The organism is Enterobacter cloacae complex sp. P16RS2 (assembly GCF_014982155.1).
GTDB classification, from domain to species: domain Bacteria; phylum Pseudomonadota; class Gammaproteobacteria; order Enterobacterales; family Enterobacteriaceae; genus Enterobacter; species Enterobacter cloacae_M.
In genome coordinates, this window is sequence record NZ_JADCKW010000007.1 from 210,731 (window position 1) to 225,792 (window position 15,062).

The 15,062-nt window shown below is 56.3% G+C and carries 11 protein-coding genes; 8 read left to right on the forward strand and 3 right to left on the reverse strand.

Going from position 1 to position 15,062, the window contains the following annotated elements; genetic code table 11:
* Positions 1-109: 109 nt before the first annotated feature.
* A complete protein-coding gene (locus INF68_RS04020) occupies positions 110-1,003 on the forward strand; it encodes a YcbJ family phosphotransferase (protein ID WP_023311002.1) in 894 nt (297 codons plus the stop codon).
* On the opposite strand, the gene elyC is transcribed toward INF68_RS04020, so the two are convergent.
* On the reverse strand, positions 980-1,759 hold the full coding sequence (gene elyC, locus INF68_RS04025) for an envelope biogenesis factor ElyC (RefSeq protein ID WP_032658191.1): 780 nt from the start codon (positions 1,757-1,759) through the stop codon (positions 980-982). The two genes, INF68_RS04020 and elyC, sit on opposite strands and share 24 nt — an antisense overlap.
* Before the next feature lie 124 nt (positions 1,760-1,883).
* Between elyC and cmoM the strand changes: the two genes are divergently transcribed.
* The 7 genes from cmoM (at position 1,884) to INF68_RS04060 (ending at position 12,521) form a co-directional block, all read left to right on the forward strand.
* On the forward strand, positions 1,884-2,663 hold the full coding sequence (cmoM, locus tag INF68_RS04030) for a tRNA uridine 5-oxyacetic acid(34) methyltransferase CmoM (protein WP_023311004.1): 780 nt from the start codon (positions 1,884-1,886) through the stop codon (positions 2,661-2,663).
* Positions 2,664-2,666: 3 nt separating this feature from the next.
* Entirely contained in the window at positions 2,667-3,989 is a 1,323-nt protein-coding gene (gene mukF / locus INF68_RS04035) for a chromosome partition protein MukF (RefSeq protein ID WP_023311005.1), read from the forward strand.
* Complete coding sequence (mukE, locus tag INF68_RS04040; RefSeq protein ID WP_008499954.1) at positions 3,970-4,674, forward strand: chromosome partition protein MukE; 705 nt, start codon at positions 3,970-3,972, stop codon at positions 4,672-4,674. The genes mukF and mukE overlap by 20 nt, the downstream gene beginning before the upstream one ends.
* A complete protein-coding gene (gene mukB / locus INF68_RS04045; RefSeq protein WP_126786650.1) occupies positions 4,674-9,125 on the forward strand; it encodes a chromosome partition protein MukB in 4,452 nt (1,483 codons plus the stop codon). The genes mukE and mukB overlap by 1 nt, the downstream gene beginning before the upstream one ends.
* 178 nt (positions 9,126-9,303) lie before the next feature.
* Entirely contained in the window at positions 9,304-11,127 is a 1,824-nt protein-coding gene (gene ldtD / locus INF68_RS04050) for a L,D-transpeptidase (protein WP_126786651.1), read from the forward strand.
* Positions 11,128-11,301: 174 nt separating this feature from the next.
* Positions 11,302-11,853 carry a YcbK family protein gene (locus INF68_RS04055; RefSeq protein WP_023335137.1) on the forward strand — a complete coding sequence of 184 codons (552 nt, stop codon included), beginning with the start codon at positions 11,302-11,304 and terminating at the stop codon, positions 11,851-11,853.
* A 20-nt stretch (positions 11,854-11,873) separates the two neighbouring features.
* The gene (locus INF68_RS04060) at positions 11,874-12,521 is read left to right on the forward strand and encodes an MBL fold metallo-hydrolase (protein WP_126786652.1); all 648 of its coding nucleotides are present in this window, start codon (positions 11,874-11,876) and stop codon (positions 12,519-12,521) included.
* Positions 12,522-12,569: 48 nt separating this feature from the next.
* Here INF68_RS04060 and aspC read toward each other — a convergent pair whose 3' ends face one another.
* Together aspC and INF68_RS04070 are read right to left on the reverse strand one after the other, a co-directional pair.
* Positions 12,570-13,760: an aspartate transaminase gene (gene aspC, locus INF68_RS04065; RefSeq protein ID WP_033145106.1), complete on the reverse strand. Its 1,191-nt coding sequence runs from the start codon at positions 13,758-13,760 to the stop codon at positions 12,570-12,572.
* A 184-nt stretch (positions 13,761-13,944) separates the two neighbouring features.
* On the reverse strand, positions 13,945-15,051 hold the full coding sequence (locus INF68_RS04070; RefSeq protein WP_032658185.1) for a porin: 1,107 nt from the start codon (positions 15,049-15,051) through the stop codon (positions 13,945-13,947).
* Between the last annotated feature and the right edge of the window lie 11 nt (positions 15,052-15,062).

Sequence of the window (15,062 nt, forward strand, 5' to 3'; positions counted from 1 at the left end):
CCTCTGCCCCTTAATTCCCCTTTCTTTTCCCTAATTGTTCTCTTCCGGGTGACATCTCCCTTAAGGACGCTCATTATAAAAGCAGTAGTCTTAATGGGGGTAATCTCATATGGAACAGCTGCGTGCCGAACTTAGCCATCTGCTGGGTGAGAAATTAAGCCGGGTCGAATGCGTGAGTGAAAAGGCCGATACCGCGCTTTGGTCGTTGTATGACAGTCAGGGCAACCCAATGCCGCTGATGGCCAGAAGTTTCACCTCGCCGGGCGTTGCCAGGCAGCTTGCATGGAAAATGTCGATGCTGGCGCGGGAGGGAACCGTCCGTATGCCGACGGTGTACGGCGTGATGACCCACGAGGAACACCCCGGCCCGGACGTGCTGCTGATTGAGCGTTTACGCGGCGTGCCCGTTGAAGCGCCCGCGCGCACGCCGGAACGCTGGGAGCAGTTAAAAGACCAGATTGTCGAGGCGCTGCTGGCCTGGCATCGTCAGGATAGCCGCGGGCTTGTCGGTCCGGTCGACAGCACTCAGGAAAACCTGTGGCCGCTGTGGTATCGCCAGCGGGTGGAAGTGCTGTGGGGAACGCTTAACCAGTTCAACAATACCGGTTTAACCATGCAGGACAAACGTATTCTGTTTCGCACCCGCGAGTGCTTACCGGCGCTGTTCGACGGTTTTAATGACAACTGCGTGCTGATCCACGGTAATTTCACCCTGCGCAGCATGCTCAAAGACTCCCGCAGCGATCAGCTTCTGGCGATGCTCGGGCCGGGGATCATGCTCTGGGCTCCGCGCGAATACGAGCTGTTCAGGCTCAGCGACAGCGGGGCGGCGGAAGGTCTACTGTGGCACTACCTTCAACGCGCGCCCGTTGCAGAAGCGTTTCTCTGGCGGCGCTGGCTTTACCTGCTCTGGGACGAAGTCGCGCAACTAGTGAATACCGGACGTTTTAATCGCGCAAATTTCGATCTGGCAACAAAATCACTCTTGCCCTGGCTCGCCTGACGATCCTTTCAGCCACTGCCAGAGGCGTCCGAGCGTCTCATAACCGACGCGATCGCTATGCATCAGCCAGGCCGGGGATGGGATCGCCCGTTCCCACGGGTTGAGCGGCGCGTCGATGGCCATCTGGTTTGCCGGTGCGGGAAGCGGGTGCAGGCCTTGCTTCTCAAAGAAAATCATCGCGCGCGGCAGGTGTGAGGCGGAGGTCACCAGTAAGAACGGGACATCGCCTATTGCCTGCTTCACTGCGGCAGCCTCTTCTTCGGTGTCTTTTGGGCTGTCCAGGGTGATAATCGAGGAACGCGGCACGCCGAGTGATTCTGCGACCCTGGCGCCCGCTTCAGCCGTACTCACCGGGTTCGTTTTGGCCGCCGCGCCGGTGAAGATCATTTTTGATCCCGGGTTCGCCAGCCAGAGGCGAATGCCTTCGTTTAGCCGTGGCAGGCTGTTGTTGATCAGGTTTGAACTGGGCGCCCAGTCAGGATCCCAGGTATACCCGCCACCCAGCACCACGATGTACGCCACTTTCTGATTTCCTTGCCATGTTGGGTATTTGTTTTCGATGGGGCGTAGCAGACCATCCGCGACCGGCTGCAGGCTCAACAGCAGCAGGACAAACCAGCCGAGCGTAATAAGCGTTTTGCCACTCTTCTGAAAGCGACTGAACCACACCAGCGCCAGCCCCAGCGCGATGATGATGAGCAGCAGCGGAAGGGGAAGCATCATCCCTCCAATGTATTTCTTAAGGGTAAAAAGCATCCTTTTTGGTTCCTTTTTTGACCATATAGCAGGTGATTACCCGTGATATTACACCAGAGAGGTTCATTCTCCGCGCGGGTGTGACAAAATAGCGGTTTTGCAGTTAGCGAGTGGAACTCTCCCAATGCGGGATCGCAATTTTGATGACATCGCGGAAAAGTTTTCGCGCAACATTTATGGCACCACGAAAGGGCAGCTCCGTCAGACGATCCTCTGGCAGGATCTGGACACCATTCTGGCTACCTTTGGTGGGCAAACGTTGCGCGTGCTGGACGCCGGTGGCGGTGAAGGGCAGACGGCGATAAAAATGGCCGAGCGCGGTCATCACGTCACGCTTTGCGATCTTTCTGCTGAAATGGTCGCCCGCGCGACGCGTGCTGCAGAAGAGAAAGGTGTGAGCGACAACATGCATTTTATACAATGCGCCGCTCAGGACATCGCGCAGCATTTGGAAACCCAGGTTGATCTGATATTGTTTCATGCGGTGCTGGAGTGGGTTGCCGATCCGCAAAGCGTGTTACAAACCCTGTGGTCGATGTTGCGCCCGGGCGGCACGCTGTCGCTGATGTTCTACAATGCTAACGGCTTCCTGATGCACAACATGGTTGCAGGAAATTTCGACTATGTGCAGGTCGGGATGCCCAAAAAGAAAAAGCGCACGCTTTCCCCGGACTATCCGCGCGATCCACAGCAGGTTTATGGCTGGCTGGAAGCGATTGGCTGGCAGATCGTCGGGAAGACGGGCGTTAGGGTGTTTCATGATTATCTGCGTGAAAAACACAAACAGCGTGACTGTTTTGACACCTTAACAGAATTGGAAACGCGGTATTGCCGTCAGGAGCCTTTTATCAGCCTTGGCCGCTATATTCACGTCACCGCGCACAAGCCGCAGATGCAAGGATAACCTATGAGTGAATTTTCCCAGACAGTCCCCGAACTGGTTGCCTGGGCCAGGAAAAACGATTTCTCCATCTCGCTGCCGGTAGACAGACTCTCTTTCCTGCTGGCGGTTGCCACGCTGAACGGCGAACGGCTGGACGGTGAAATGAGCGAGGGTGAACTGGTGGATGCGTTCCGCCATGTCAGTGATGCGTTTGAGCAAACCAGCGAAACCATTAGCGTGCGTGCCAACAACGCAATCAACGATATGGTGCGTCAACGTCTGCTGAACCGCTTTACCAGCGAGCAGGCGGAAGGAAACGCCATCTATCGCCTGACGCCGCTGGGCATCGGCATCACCGATTACTACATTCGCCAGCGTGAATTTTCTACGCTGCGTCTTTCCATGCAGCTCTCGATCGTGGCGGGTGAACTTAAGCGCGCCGCCGACGCGGCGGATGAAAACGGTGACGAATTCCACTGGCACCGTAACGTCTACGCGCCGCTGAAATATTCGGTGGCCGAGATTTTTGACAGTATCGATCTCACCCAGCGTCTGATGGACGAACAGCAGCAGCAGGTGAAAGACGATATCGCCCAGCTGCTGAATAAAGACTGGCGAGCGGCCATCTCCAGCTGTGAACTTCTGCTGTCAGAAACCTCCGGCACGCTGCGCGAACTCCAGGATACGCTGGAAGCCGCAGGGGACAAGCTGCAGGCGAATCTGCTGCGCATCCAGGACGCGACTCTGGCGCACGACGATCTGCATTTTATCGATCGTCTGGTCTTCGATCTGCAGAGCAAACTCGACCGCATTATCAGCTGGGGCCAGCAGTCAATCGATCTGTGGATCGGCTACGACCGACACGTGCATAAATTTATCCGTACCGCGATTGATATGGATAAAAACCGCGTCTTTGCTCAGCGTCTGCGTCAGTCGGTGCAGACCTATTTCGATGCGCCGTGGGCGCTGACCTACGCCAATGCCGATCGTCTGCTGGATATGCGCGACGAAGAGATGGCGCTGCGCGATGAAGAGGTGACAGGTGAACTGCCGCCGGATCTGGAATACGAAGAATTTAACGAAATTCGCGAGCAGCTTGCGGCGATGATCGAAGAACAGCTCGCTGTCTACAAAACCAGACAAGTGCCGCTGGATCTTGGTCTCGTGGTGCGCGACTATCTGGCGCAATATCCACGCGCGCGCCACTTCGACATTGCCCGCATTGTGGTAGACCAGGCGGTGCGCCTGGGCGTCGCGCAAGCAGATTTCACCGGACTGCCGCCGAAGTGGCAGCCAATTAACGATTACGGAGCCAAGGTACAGGCGCATGTCATTGACAAATATTGAACAAGTGATGCCCGTTAAGCTGGCACAGGCGCTGGCGAATCCGTTATTTCCGGCGCTGGACAGCCAGCTGCGTGCCGGTCGTCACATTGGCTTAGACGAGCTGGATAATCACGCCTTTTTGATGGACTTCCAGGAGTACCTGGAAGAGTTTTACGCGCGCTACAACGTGGAGCTTATCCGCGCGCCGGAAGGGTTTTTCTACCTGCGCCCGCGCTCCACGACGCTTATTCCGCGTTCCGTGCTCTCCGAGCTGGATATGATGGTCGGCAAAATTCTTTGCTACCTCTACCTCAGCCCGGAACGTCTGGCGAATGAAGGGATCTTCACCCAGCAGGAACTTTACGACGAGCTGTTGACGCTGGCAGATGAAAGCAAGCTGCTCAAGCTGGTGAACAACCGCTCCACGGGGTCGGATCTTGACCGTCAGAAATTACAGGAAAAGGTTCGCTCTTCCCTAAACCGTCTGCGTCGTCTGGGGATGGTCTGGTTTATGGGCCACGACAGCAGCAAATTCCGCATTACGGAATCTGTCTTCCGCTTCGGCGCCGACGTGCGTGCGGGCGATGACGCGCGTGAAGCGCAGCTTCGCATGATCCGCGACGGTGAAGCGATGCCGGTGGAAAACCATTTGCAGCTCAATGATGAGCATGAAGAGAATCTGCCGGATAGCGGGGAGGAAGAGTAATGATTGAACGCGGTAAATTTCGCTCACTGACGCTGATTAACTGGAACGGCTTCTTTGCCCGAACGTTCGATCTGGATGAGCTGGTCACGACGCTCTCCGGCGGTAACGGTGCGGGTAAATCCACCACCATGGCAGCCTTTGTTACGGCGCTGATCCCTGACCTGACGCTGCTTCACTTCCGTAACACCACCGAAGCGGGGGCAACAAGCGGCTCCCGTGATAAAGGTCTGCACGGTAAGCTGAAGGCCGGCGTCTGTTATTCGGTTCTGGACGTTATTAACTCCCGTCATCAGCGCGTGGTGGTGGGCGTGCGCCTGCAGCAGGTCGCCGGTCGTGACCGTAAAGTGGATATCAAACCGTTTGCAATCCAGGGGCTGCCAACCTCCGTGCAGCCGACGGCGCTGCTGACGGAAACCCTGAACGAACGTCAGGCGCGCGTGTTGACGCTGCAGGAGCTGAAAGACAAGCTTGAGGCCATCGAAGGCGTGCAGTTCAAGCAGTTCAACTCCATTACCGACTACCACTCGCTGATGTTCGATCTGGGCGTGGTGGCGCGTCGTCTGCGCACCGCATCAGACCGTAGTAAATACTACCGTCTGATCGAAGCGTCTCTGTACGGCGGTATCTCCAGCGCGATTACCCGCTCCCTGCGCGACTACCTGCTGCCGGAAAACAGCGGCGTGCGTAAGGCCTTCCAGGATATGGAAGCGGCGCTGCGCGAAAACCGCATGACGCTGGAAGCGATTCGCGTTACCCAGTCTGACCGCGACCTGTTTAAACACCTGATCAGCGAAGCCACCAACTACGTGGCGGCAGACTATATGCGCCACGCCAACGAGCGCCGCGTGCATCTCGATCAGGCATTAGAATACCGCCGCGAGCTGTTTACCTCCCGTAAACAGCTGGTGGCCGAACAGTATAAGCACGTCGAGATGGCGCGCGAGCTGGGTGAGCACAACGGTGCTGAAGGCGACCTGGAAGCCGACTATCAGGCTGCCAGCGATCACCTGAACCTGGTGCAGACCGCGCTGCGTCAGCAGGAAAAAATCGAGCGCTATGAAGCGGACCTCGATGAGCTGCAGATTCGTCTCGAAGAGCAAAATGAAGTGGTGGCTGAAGCCGCCGACATGCAGGAAGAGAACGAAGCCCGCGCCGAAGCTGCCGAGCTGGAAGTGGATGAGCTGAAAAGCCAGCTTGCCGATTACCAGCAGGCGCTTGACGTGCAGCAGACGCGAGCGATTCAGTATAACCAGGCATTGCAGGCATTACAGCGTGCAAAAGAGCTGTGCCATCTGCCTGACCTGACGCCGGACAGCGCCGACGAGTGGCTGGATACCTTCCAGGCCAAAGAGCAGGAAGCCACCGAGAAACTGCTCTCCCTCGAACAGAAAATGAGCGTCGCGCAAACGGCGCACAGCCAGTTTGAGCAGGCTTATCAGCTGGTGGTCGCGATTAACGGCCCTCTGGCGCGTAACGAAGCCTGGGACGTTGCCCGCGAACTGCTGCGCGACGGTGTGAACCAGCGCCATCTGGCCGAGCAGGTTCAGCCGCTGCGTATGCGTCTGAACGAGCTGGAGCAGCGCCTGCGCGAGCAGCAGGAAGCCGAGCGTCTGCTGGCGGAATTCTGCAAGCGTCAGGGAAAAAATTACGATTTCGACGAGCTTGAGGCCCTGCATCAGGAGCTGGAAGCGCGTATTGCGGCCCTGTCCGATACCGTATCAAACGCCAGCGAACAGCGTATGACCCTGCGTCAGGAGCTGGAGCAGATTCAGTCCCGTTCGAAGACGCTCCTGGAGCGTGCACCGGTCTGGCTGGCGGCTCAAAGCAGCCTGAACCAGCTCAGCGAGCAGTGCGGCGAGCAGTTCGAATCCAGCCAGGAAGTGACCGAATACCTGCAGCAGCTGCTGGAGCGCGAGCGCGAAGCCATCGTTGAGCGTGACGAAGTGGGCGCCCGCAAGCGCGACGTCGATGAAGAAATTGAGCGCTTAAGCCAGCCTGGCGGATCAGAAGATCCGCGCCTGAATGCGCTAGCGGAGCGTTTTGGCGGCGTGCTGCTGTCCGAGATTTATGACGACGTTGGCCTGGACGATGCTCCGTACTTCTCCGCGCTGTACGGTCCATCCCGCAACGCGATTGTGGTCCCGGATCTGTCGCTGATTTCTGAGCAGCTTGCCGGCCTGGAAGATTGCCCGGAAGATCTCTACCTGATCGAAGGGGATCCGCAGTCGTTCGATGACAGCGTGTTCAGCGTCGACGAGCTGGAAAAAGCGGTGGTGGTGAAAATTGCCGACCGTCAGTGGCGTTACTCCCGCTTCCCTGAGCTGCCGCTGTTTGGCCGCGCCGCGCGCGAAAGCCGCATCGAGAGCCTGCACGCCGAGCGTGAAACGCTGTCTGAACGTTTTGCGACCCTGTCGTTTGACGTGCAGAAAACCCAGCGTCTGCACCAGTCGTTCAGCCGCTTTATCGGCAGCCATCTCGCCGTAGCGTTTGACGCGGATCCGGAAGCCGAAATCCGCAAGCTGAACACCCGCCGTGGCGAGCTGGAACGTGCGATTGCCAGCCATGAAAGTGATAACCAGCAAAGTCGCGTTCAGTTTGAACAGGCGAAAGAGGGCGTTGCTGCCCTTAACCGCATTCTGCCGCGCCTGAATCTGCTGGCGGATGACACGCTGGCTGACCGCGTGGATGAGATCCAGGAACGTCTGGATGAAGCGCAGGAAGCCGCGCGTTTCGTTCAGCAGCACGGCAATCAGCTGGCGAAGCTGGAGCCCGTCGTGTCTGTCCTTCAGAGCGACCCGGAACAGTTCGAGCAGTTAAAAGAAGATTATGCCTGGTCGCAGCAGGTGCAGCGCGAAGCGCGTCAGCAGGCGTTTGCCCTGACGGAAGTGGTGCAGCGTCGCGCGCACTTTGGCTACTCCGATTCGGCTGAAATGCTGAGCGGTAACAGCGACCTGAATGAAAAACTGCGTCAGCGCCTTGAGCAGGCGGAGGCGGAACGTACTCGCGCCCGCGAAGCGATGCGCAGCCACTCCGCTCAGCTGAACCAGTACAATCAGGTGCTGGCCTCGCTGAAAAGCTCCTTCGATACCAAGAAAGAGCTGTTAAACGATCTGCAGAAAGAGCTTCAGGACATCGGCGTGCGTGCCGACAGCGGGGCAGAAGAGCGCGCGCGTATTCGTCGTGACGAGCTGCATTCTCAGCTCAGCAATAACCGCGCGCGTCGCAATCAGCTGGAAAAAGCGCTGACCTTCTGCGAAGCCGAAATGGATAACCTGACCCGTCGCCTGCGCAAGCTGGAACGCGACTATCACGAAATGCGCGAGCAGGTCGTGACCGCCAAGGCGGGCTGGTGCGCGGTGATGCGCATGGTGAAAGACAATAACGTTGAGCGTCGCCTGCACCGTCGCGAGCTGGCGTATCTCTCTGCCGATGAGCTGCGTTCCATGTCGGATAAGGCGTTGGGTGCGCTGCGTCTGGCGGTGGCGGATAACGAACACCTGCGCGACGTGCTGCGTATGTCGGAGGATCCGAAACGTCCGGAACGTAAAATTCAGTTCTTCGTGGCGGTTTACCAGCACCTGCGCGAGCGTATTCGTCAGGACATTATCCGTACCGACGATCCGGTCGAAGCCATCGAACAGATGGAAATCGAGCTGGGCCGCCTGACGGAGGAATTGACCTCCCGCGAGCAGAAGCTGGCGATCAGCTCCCGCAGCGTGGCGAACATCATTCGTAAAACTATTCAGCGCGAGCAGAACCGTATCCGCCAGCTGAACCAGGGTCTGCAGAGCGTGTCGTTTGGCCAGGTGAACAGCGTGCGCCTCAACGTCAACGTGCGTGAGGCCCACGCGACGCTGCTGGAAGTGCTCTCAGAGCAGCATGAGCAGCATCAGGATCTGTTCAACAGCAACCGTCTGACCTTCTCCGAAGCGCTGGCGAAGCTGTATCAGCGCCTGAACCCGCAGATTGATATGGGGCAACGTACGCCGCAAACCATCGGTGAAGAGCTGCTCGACTACCGTAACTACCTGGAAATGGAAGTTGAGGTAAACCGTGGCTCAGACGGCTGGCTGCGTGCGGAATCCGGGGCGCTCTCTACCGGTGAAGCGATCGGTACCGGGATGTCAATTCTGGTGATGGTCGTACAGAGCTGGGAAGATGAAGCGCGTCGCCTGCGCGGCAAAGACATCTCGCCGTGCCGACTGCTGTTCCTGGATGAGGCGGCGCGTCTTGATGCCCGCTCAATTGCCACGCTGTTCGAGCTTTGCGAGCGTCTCGATATGCAGCTCATTATCGCGGCGCCGGAGAACATCAGCCCCGAGAAGGGCACCACCTACAAACTGGTGCGTAAGGTGTTCCAGAACAGCGAACACGTTCACGTTGTCGGTCTGCGTGGCTTTGCGCCGCAGCCGCCGGAGTCATTGCCGGAAACCACGGCGGACGCTTCCTGAAGCATGTTCTGTCCCGAAGCGGCGCACTGGCGCCGCTTTTTTTTTAAACTTAACTTGTGCTTGGGGCTGCGTTATCTTTAAACTTCTTTACATAAGGTAAGGCAACAGCTTAGCCGTCTACCTATAATGAAAGAAAGCCCCAGCGTGATGGGCATGTCGTGAAAACAGGGGGCAAGGGATGTTGCTAAAGAAAGAATGTGGTCGTCAGCTGTCTGCGCTGAGTTTATGCCTGGCAGTGATGTTTGCTCCGCTGTTAACCGCCCAGGCCGACGAGCCTGAAATTGTGCCGACTGACAGCTCGGCAACGACAGGCGCGCAGCCAACGTCGTTGTCCCAGCCGCTGGAGCAGTCTCCGGCGACGGCTATCATGGCCGGAATTAAACCGCTGCCGGAAGGCATCGACGCAGAATCGCTCAGTCAGCAGCTGCAGTCGGAGCTGCCGTCAGGCTACACGCCTGTCTATATTAACCAGCTCACGCTCCTCTATGCTGCCCGCGATATGAAACCGATGTGGGAAAATCGCGATGCCGTGCGCGCCTTCCAGCAGCAGCTGGCAGAGGTTGCGATTGCAGGGTTTCAGCCGCAGTTTACAAAGTGGGTTGAGCTGTTAACCGATCCTGCCGTCACCGGGCAGGCGCGTGACGTGGTGCTTTCCGATGCCATGATGGGCTACCTGCAGTTCGTGGCGGGTATTCCTGTCAATGGCAACCGCTGGCTGTACAGCGATAAGCCGTACAAGCTGGCGACGCCGGCGCTATCGGTGATTAATCAATGGCAGCTCGCGCTGGACAATGGCGAACTGCCGCGCTTTATTGCCAGCCTGGCACCGGCGCATCCACACTATGCCACTTTGCACCAGTCGCTCCTCGCGCTGGTGGGGGACACGCGTCCATGGCCGCAAATGCGCGGTACCGCGACGCTGCGTCCGGGGCAGTGGAGCAGCGATGTTCCCGCCCTGCGCGAGATCCTGACGCGTTCCGGTATTCTGGAAGGCGGGCCAAAGATTGCTCTTCCGGGTGACGATCCACAAAACGTCGCCGTCAGCCCGTCAGCGCCCGTGAAAGAGAAGAAAGCCGTTGTCCTGAGCAACAAACCTGCGGCTTACGATCGGGAGCTGGTAGCGGCCGTTAAACAATTCCAGGCCGCTCAGGGGCTGGGGGCCGATGGCGTCATTGGCCAGACGACGCGCGACTGGCTGAACGTATCGCCTGCGCAGCGGGCAGGGGTGCTGGCGCTCAATATCCAGCGTTTGCGCCTGCTGCCGGGAACGCTCTCTACCGGGATTATGGTAAACATCCCGGCGTATTCCCTGGTCTATTATCAGGATGGTAGCGAAAAACTGGCGTCGCGCGTGATTGTCGGGCGTCCGGATCGTAAAACACCGATGATGAGCAGCGCGCTGAATAACGTGGTGGTTAACCCGCCGTGGAACGTGCCGCCGACCCTGGCGCGAAAAGACATTCTGCCGAAGGTCTGGAACGATCCGGGTTATCTGGAGCGTCATGGCTACACGGTGATGCGTGGATGGAACAGTAAAGAGGCCATCGATCCTTATATGGTCGACTGGTCGACCATCACAGCGTCGAATCTGCCGTTCCGCTTCCAGCAGGCTCCCGGAGCGCATAACTCTTTAGGGCGCTACAAATTCAACATGCCGAGTTCAGAAGCGATCTACCTGCACGATACGCCGAACCACAACCTGTTCCAGAAAGATACGCGCGCGCTGAGTTCTGGCTGCGTGCGCGTGAACAAAGCCTCGGAGCTGGCCAATATGTTATTGCAGGATGCGGGCTGGAACGATACGCGCATCTCGGATGCCCTGAAACAGGGGGATACACGTTACGTTAATATTCGCCACAATATTCCGGTCAATCTTTACTATCTGACGGCGTTTGTGGGCGAAGACGGGCGTACCCAGTATCGTACAGATATTTACAATTATGATCTCACCGCGCGATCCGGCGCACAAATTTTGCCAAAAGCGGAACAATTAATCAGGTAAATGAAGCAGTTCGGGAAAAATGATTGTCGTAAGTTATGTTGAATAAGGGGCTATATCGCTGCAAGCCGCGTATTCACTGGGGTTGGGCGCCTTGACGTACCTGGTTTTGCCAGTTATGGTGCCCTTCGTGCGCTAAGCATATTACGATTTCTTTTACCTGTAGACCTGATTATCATGGACAAATTTGACGCTAATCGCCGCAAACTGCTGGCGTTAGGTGGTGTTGCGCTTGGCGCAGCGGCCATCCTGCCGACGCCAGCATTTGCCACCCTCTCGACACCTCGTCCGCGAGTTTTAACGCTCAACAATCTTCATACCGGTGAGTCGCTAAAAGCGGAGTTTTTCGATGGCAGAGGCTATATTCAGGATGAATTAGCAAGACTTAACCATTTTTTCCGTGATTTCCGCGCGAATAAAATAAAAGCCATCGATCCAGGACTGTTTGATCAGATTTTCCGCCTGCAGGGCCTGCTGGGCACCAGCAAGCCGGTTCAGCTCATTTCTGGCTATCGCTCAATTGATACCAATAATGAACTGCGCGCCCACAGTCGCGGGGTAGCGAAAAAAAGCTATCACACGAAGGGACAGGCAATGGATTTCCATATTGAAGGCGTTTCGTTAGCCAATATTCGCAAAGCTGCGTTATCTATGCGCGCAGGTGGTGTAGGATATTACCCCAGCAGCAACTTTGTACATATTGATACCGGTCCGGTTCGGCACTGGTAATAACGAAACACAGGAGCAGTATGAACTATCGTATTATTCCGGTTACCGCGTTCTCCCAGAATTGTTCATTGATCTGGTGCGAACAGACTAAACTGGCCGCGCTTGTCGATCCCGGCGGTGACGCTGAGAAAATCAAGCAGGAAGTCGCAGCAAGCGGCGTCACGCTGATGCAGATTTTGCTCACTCATGGTCATCTTGACCATGTAGGTGCTGCGGCTGAACTGGCTGAACACTATGGTGTGCCGGTGATCGGCCCGGAAAAAGAAGATGAGTTCTGGCTGCAGGGGTTACCCGCCCAAAGCCGCATGTTTGGCCTTGATGAGTGTCAGCCCCTGACGCCCGATCGCTGGCTGAACGAAGGAGAGCGCGTTAACGTAGGGAATGTGACTTTACAGGTGTTGCATTGTCCTGGGCATACGCCAGGCCATATTGCCTTCTTTGATGACCAGTCTCGTCTGCTGATTTCCGGCGATGTGATTTTCAAAGGCGGCGTAGGACGCAGCGATTTTCCTCGCGGCGATCACGGGCAGCTGATCCAGTCGATTAAACAAAAGTTATTGCCGCTGGGTGATGACGTTACGTTTATCCCTGGACACGGTCCGATGTCGACGCTGGGCTATGAACGGCTCCATAATCCGTTCCTTCAGGATGAGATGCCTGTCTGGTAACCAGAATAAAAAAAGCCTGCATAACGCAGGCTTTTTTATGGGCGCAAATTACAGTACGGCGACAATCGCTTCGCACAGTGGCGCCATGTTGTCAGGCGTCATGCCAGCAACATTCACGCGGCCAGAGGCCACGGCGTACACGCCAAACTCTTCACGCAGACGCAGAACCTGCTCTTTGGTCAGGCCGCTGAACGAGAACATGCCGTTCTGTTTGATGATAAAGCTGAAATCGCGGTCCGCTCCTTTCTCAGCCAGGGTATTCACAAACAGCAGGCGCATGCGCTGAATACGCTGGCGCATATCGTTCAGCTCTTGTTCCCAGATAGCGCGTAGCGCATCGTTGCTGAGGATAGTGGCAACAACAGACGCACCGTGTGCCGGTGGGTTAGAATAGTTAGCGCGGATAACCGATTTCATCTGGCTGAACGCGCGATCGACGGTCTCTTCGTTAGCGGCAACCAGCGTACAGGCACCCACGCGCTCATTGTACAGACCGAAGTTCTTGGAATACGAGCTTGCGACAATCAGCTCCTGGTGAACGGCTGCGAACGCGCGCAGGCCTTCGGCATCCTCTTCCAGACCACGGGCGAAGCCCTGGTAGGCAAAGTCAAACAGCGGCAGCCAGCCTTTTTCAACGGACAGTTTCGCCAGGTGTTGCCACTGCTCAAGCGTCGGATCGATACCGGTTGGGTTGTGGCAGCAGCCGTGGAACAGCACCACGTCACCTGCCTGCGCTTCGCTCAGGCTCGCCAGCAGGCCGTCAAAGTCGAGAGAGTGGTTTGCCGCGTCGTAGTATGCATATTCACGCACTTCCAGACCCGCAGAGTTAAACACGCTCTTGTGGTTCGGCCAGCTTGGGTTGCTCACCCATACGCGCTTAACAGAGGTGTTTTTCGCAAGGAAATCCGCCGCCACGCGCAGCGCACCGGTACCGCCTGGGGTCTGTGCTGTACGGGCACGTTTGTCACTCACAATTGCGCTGCCTTTACCGAACAGCAGCTCCTGGGTGCAGCGACCAAACTCAGGGATACCATCAATACCGAGGTAGTTTTTGGTGGTTTCGTTTTCCAGCAGATACTGCTCAGCTTTCTTAACGCTGGTCAGTACCGGAGTTTTGCCGGTTTCATCTTTATATACACCAATACCCAGGTTGATTTTGCCGGGGCGGTCATCGGCACGAAACAGATCGGCCAGGCCCAGAATAGGGTCGGCAGGAGCGGCGGTAATGTTCTCAAACATGACGAAGTTCCATTGTGATTACAGAAGTGAAATCCGCTATCAGGTTAACGGTAGATTTACAAAATGCCAACCGTTTGCGACGAAAAGCGTGCGGCTTTTCAAAAGTCGCCATTATTTTCTGTCACGCATAAAAAAACAGGGCCGAAGCCCTGTTCATTAAGCATATAACAAAGTGGTGTACTGATTAGAACTGGTAGGTTACGCCCACAGCAGCCATATCGTCGTTGCCGTTCAGACCGCCAACAGCTTTCGCGTAGTCGGAGTCTTTGTCCAGCAGGTTGATGTAGTAGTCAGCCCACACGTTGAAGTTCTTGTTGAAGTAGTAAGTGGTACCAACCTGGATGAATTTAGCCAGGTCTGCATCGCCACCGCTGAAGCCGTTGACGGCAGCCAGGTCTTTACCTTTGGTCTGCACGTAGGAGATTGCTGGACGCAGGCCGAAGTCGAACTGGTACTGAGCAACCACTTCGAAGTTCTGCGTTTTGTTAGCGAAGCCAGCGTCACCGTTAGAACCGGTACGAGTGGTGTTACGGGTTTCTGCATAGGTGGTTGCCAGGTAGATGTTGTTAGCGTCGTATTTCAGACCAACACCCCATGCTTCAGCTTTATCACCTTCCCCATCAGCTTTCTGGTTCAGAGTACGGTTAGCGTTGCTGTAAGATGCGATTGCACCGAAGCCTTCGCCGAAATCGTAGCCCAGGGAGTAGCCTACGCCGTCACCGTTAGAGGTTTTAACGTCAGTACGGTCGTTTTTGCCCTGGTACTGAACGCCCAGGCTCAGACCGTCAACCAGACCGAAGAAGTTGCTGTTACGGTAGGTCAGCAGACCGGTGCTGCGGCTGGTCATAAAGTTATCAACATAGTTACCGCCCCAGGTCATACCTGAGAAGGACGGCGCCATATCGGTGTAAGATTCTACGTCGTAAACGATACCGTAGTTACGACCGTAGTCGATGCTGCCAGCATCGCCCGCTTTCAGGCCAGCGAATGCTAGACGGTTTTTGTTAGTCTGAGTACCATTTTCAGCCTGGTTGGCCAGGAAACGGTATTCCCACTGGCCGTAACCGGTCAGCTGGTCGTTGATCTGAGTTTCGCCTTTGAAACCGATCTGCGCGTAGGTAGCGTCGTTATTGTTGGTGTTATCACCGGAAGTCACGAAATCGTGCTCGGCGTTAACTTTCCCGTAGAAGTCCAGTTTGTTGCCGTTCTTGTTATAGATTTCTGCAGCGTTAGCTGCACCGGCTACCAGCAGGGCAGGGATTACCACTGCCAGAATATTGCGCTTCATCATTATTTATTACC

Excerpts from the sequence above, each read along its gene's own strand:
- mukF (WP_023311005.1), top strand. The coding sequence starts at position 2,667 with ATGAGTGAATTTTCCCAGACAGTCCCCGAACTGGTTGCCTGGGCCAGG.
- elyC (WP_032658191.1), bottom strand. The coding sequence starts at position 1,759 with ATGCTTTTTACCCTTAAGAAATACATTGGAGGGATGATGCTTCCCCTT.
- INF68_RS04055 (WP_023335137.1), top strand. The coding sequence starts at position 11,302 with ATGGACAAATTTGACGCTAATCGCCGCAAACTGCTGGCGTTAGGTGGT.
- ldtD (WP_126786651.1), top strand. The coding sequence starts at position 9,304 with ATGTTGCTAAAGAAAGAATGTGGTCGTCAGCTGTCTGCGCTGAGTTTA.
- INF68_RS04060 (WP_126786652.1), top strand. The coding sequence starts at position 11,874 with ATGAACTATCGTATTATTCCGGTTACCGCGTTCTCCCAGAATTGTTCA.
- INF68_RS04070 (WP_032658185.1), bottom strand. The coding sequence starts at position 15,051 with ATGATGAAGCGCAATATTCTGGCAGTGGTAATCCCTGCCCTGCTGGTA.
- aspC (WP_033145106.1), bottom strand. The coding sequence starts at position 13,760 with ATGTTTGAGAACATTACCGCCGCTCCTGCCGACCCTATTCTGGGCCTG.
- mukB (WP_126786650.1), top strand. The coding sequence starts at position 4,674 with ATGATTGAACGCGGTAAATTTCGCTCACTGACGCTGATTAACTGGAAC.
- INF68_RS04020 (WP_023311002.1), top strand. The coding sequence starts at position 110 with ATGGAACAGCTGCGTGCCGAACTTAGCCATCTGCTGGGTGAGAAATTA.
- cmoM (WP_023311004.1), top strand. The coding sequence starts at position 1,884 with ATGCGGGATCGCAATTTTGATGACATCGCGGAAAAGTTTTCGCGCAAC.
- mukE (WP_008499954.1), top strand. The coding sequence starts at position 3,970 with ATGTCATTGACAAATATTGAACAAGTGATGCCCGTTAAGCTGGCACAG.